3 protein-coding genes (1 of these 3 cut by a window edge) are annotated in these 1803 nt (G+C 32.8%); 2 read left to right on the forward strand and 1 reads right to left on the reverse strand.

Annotation, left to right across the window (positions count from 1 at the left end):
* Nucleotides 1-129 carry part of the coding region annotated (locus V7137_RS29805) for an alpha/beta fold hydrolase (protein ID WP_335701413.1) on the reverse strand (this coding region is incomplete at its 3' end). The annotated region extends 310 nt beyond the left edge of the window, so 129 of the 439 annotated nt are shown.
* Nucleotides 130-726: 597 nt separating this feature from the next.
* On the opposite strand from V7137_RS29805, the gene V7137_RS29810 reads away from it, so the two are divergent.
* A complete protein-coding gene (locus tag V7137_RS29810) occupies nt 727-1137 on the forward strand; it encodes a hypothetical protein (RefSeq protein WP_335701414.1) in 411 nt (136 codons plus the stop codon).
* 18 nt (nt 1138-1155) lie between these two features.
* Nucleotides 1156-1575, forward strand: coding sequence for a hypothetical protein (locus V7137_RS29815; protein WP_335701415.1), 420 nt, complete (start codon nt 1156-1158; stop codon nt 1573-1575).
* Nucleotides 1576-1803 lie beyond the last annotated feature (228 nt).

Raw genomic sequence — 1803 nt, forward strand, 5'->3', positions numbered from 1 at the left:
CATAGTAAGAGTTTTTCCAGTTCCACGTTGGTCCCAATGAATCACTGTAAAAATATCTTCCCATTTTTTTTGAAAGGCGTGTGCAAAAATGGATCCAGCACTGCCGGGTCCGCCGTGCAAAAATAACATTACTGGGTTTTCAAGATTTGTACCAGAATGAAACAGATATTGATTTATCCCATTGATTGGTACGTATTCCTCAACATAAATTAATTTTTTTTACATATTTTTCATAACTTCAACCCTCCCAATGTTACTTCATATTCCCCTTAAAACGGAATAAGTCTACTTATCCATTTTGGCACCATCAAGAATAGCTTTTAAAAAATCGGTATACTTAATGGAAATTTTTCTAAAAGTGGAATTTTTAATAGAGGTTTTTGCTGCTTTTCTCTTTTTATACATTTATTGCCATCTTTACATCTTAATGATTTTTCCTTCTCACCCGTTAGCTTAAGTAGAATACTTCACAAATATAATTTTGACTTTAGGATTTCTTTATCAAATATTTTAAAATTCTGCGCGATGATATGGACATTCTTTTCTTTGATATTCGATGACGATACAAAATTGTGCAGCAGTAGAATAAACATATAAAATTCTTTGTTAAGCCTTTTTTCAGCTTATATTAAGCTTATAAAAAAGCTTTTATTAAGCTTTATTTAATGATTATATGGGACTATTTATTGGAATCTTTTAAAAAATGAAAGGGGAATGAAAATTTAAATGTCAAATGCAAAAAAAATTGTAAATTCGTCGATTAACAAGATTCCTCAATTGACACTCCTATTTTGGATTATGAAGATTGCCGCGACAACGTTAGGAGAAACAGGTAGCGATTTGGTTACTGTTCCTGGAACAGAAGATAATTATTTAATCCCATTTCTGTTTTTCGTAGGTGTTTTTGCTATCTTTTTAACCATTCAATTGTTTGTTAAGAAATTTGTTCCTCATGTATATTGGACTGTTATTTTATCAACAAGTCTTGCAGGGACAGCATTTTCTGACTATATGGACCGTTCATTAGGACAAGGATATATGAAAGGTTCTCTTCTATTAGTTAGTTTGCTGGCTATTATATTTATATTTTGGTATTTCACTGAGCCGACATTAAATGTTAAAAGTATTGCAACATAACGAGTCGAAGTTCTATATTTGATTGCCATTCTAGTTTCTAATACTTTAGGAACTGCGGCAGGAGATTTTTTATCGCACAAGGCTTCAGGTGTCGGAAAGTTGGTCGGTGGTGGAAATTATCTGGAACAAGGTTTAGGACTTACGATTGCTCAAGGCGCGATGGTCACAGGTGGGTTAATAGTAATAGTTCTTTTAGCGTATTGGTTTACAAAAATAAATAGAGTGTTTTTATTCTGGGCAGCATTCGTGTTGACTCGTCCTTTTGGAGCTACATTCGGTGATTACTTGATTAAACCTCATGAAAAAGGCGGTCTAGGTTTAGAAAATGGTACACAAATCGCTTCCTCCATTTTATTGGCTGTTCTTGTAATCTGCATAATTTTTCAGTTCGCAACAAGTAAATCGAAAATAGATGAATCTAATATCCAAGTGAATTAGAACTTAAGATATACAAAGGTACTATCTAAAAAGTCCTTAAAATAAGAGAGTGGAAAGAAAATAAGACGCTTTTCTTTCCGCGTTCTTTATTTTTGCCTAAAGCAGGATATGTGGTAATATCCACCGCTAAGTCAAATATTCATTTTTAAAATAACGTTCTGTGCAAAATTAACTATTATTTACTTAAGAGCTAGCAAGAACCATCTCTAACAGCCACAACAACCATGA

This window comes from Neobacillus drentensis (genome assembly GCF_036962765.1).
Taxonomy (GTDB): Bacteria; Bacillota; Bacilli; order Bacillales; family Cytobacillaceae; genus Neobacillus; species Neobacillus drentensis_C.